Here is a 441-nt window from a genome sequence, read left to right on the forward strand (position 1 = left end):
CGGTCTGGGTGCGGAAGATTGGAACGCTTACGCCCGAACCGCGGTGCGTTCCGGCGACGCCGCAGCACGTCCATTGGGGCATGATGCCGCCGAGGTTCGCCGACGCCGTCGTGCGGATTTGCCGGAGGTCAGACGACTCCGGCCAGACTGAGCCCGGCGCAGTAATGCTCCAAGTCCTCGCGGCGTGCGAACGGAGCCGTGGTACGGAAACTCCGGAGGCTGAAATCGGGCTCGAGCTGCAACAGGCGGCGATGCACGACGGCGGCTTCACGCTGCTCGCCGAGATGACCAAGGGCGGCGAGATAGGGCTTGTAGGCCGCCGAGAAGCGCGGGTGCAGTTGCGTCACCTTGCGCCCGGTATCGGCTGCGGCTTCATGTCGGCCGCTCAGCAATGCCACGATGATCGCGGCACCATCGGCAAAGAAGCTGTGCGGGTCGCGT

1 protein-coding gene is annotated in these 441 nt (G+C 66.7%); it reads right to left on the bottom strand.

Annotation, left to right across the window (positions count from 1 at the left end; all coding sequences use genetic code 11):
* Positions 1-128: 128 nt before the first annotated feature.
* Positions 129-441 (bottom strand): hypothetical protein (locus D7V97_RS45220; RefSeq protein ID WP_199729282.1); only part of this gene is annotated, 313 nt, incomplete at its 5' end.

The organism is Corallococcus sp. CA053C, from assembly GCF_003611675.1.
In the GTDB taxonomy this organism is placed as follows: Bacteria; Myxococcota; Myxococcia; order Myxococcales; family Myxococcaceae; genus Corallococcus.